Genomic DNA, 618 nt, shown 5'->3' on the forward strand with positions numbered 1-618 from the left:
AGCCGACCGCGAACACAACAACCCCACCAACCCGCCTGGGCCTACCCCGCGGTCAACCAGCCCATGCGCCAACCGATTCGAAACCTCATCAAGCTCCCGATAAGTCAGCTCGCGGCCCTCGAAACTCACCGCCACCGCCCCCGGCATGCGGGCCACCTGAACCGCGAACAGCTCGGGAATCGACACCGCCCCGGTAGCCGGCGCCGCCAGCACCCGGCGATTACCCCACCCATCGAGTACGCCGCACTCATGCTCGTCGAGCACACCGATCGACGAGGACCGCTGAGCGCAGTCGGTGGTCATCGCCATCAACACCCGCCGGAACCGCTCGATCAAAGTCTCGATGGTCGCCGCGTCGAACACATCGATGCGGAACTCCACCGCGCCGCCGATGCCCGCGGGCTCCCCACGCTCGGTGAAACGCTCGGCCAGGGTGAACATCAGGTCCATGCGAGCGGTGCGGGTATCGACCGGCAATGGCATGGCCTGCAGTTCGCCGAATGACCCGACCGTGGGGCCACCGGAAAGACTGGTGCGGTATTGCCAGGCCAACAGCACTTGGATCAGGGGGTGATGGGTCAGTGATCGGGTGGGGTTGAGTCGGTCGACGAGCAGTTC

General features: G+C 65.9%; 1 protein-coding gene. It reads right to left on the bottom strand.

The genetic code is table 11. The features are described 5' to 3' along the window. Positions 1-618: AMP-binding protein (locus A5622_RS00730; protein ID WP_156752789.1), on the bottom strand; the 618-nt coding region annotated here is incomplete at both ends.

The organism is Mycobacterium sp. 1245801.1, assembly GCF_001673055.1.
Lineage (GTDB): Bacteria > Actinomycetota > Actinomycetes > Mycobacteriales > Mycobacteriaceae > Mycobacterium > Mycobacterium europaeum_A.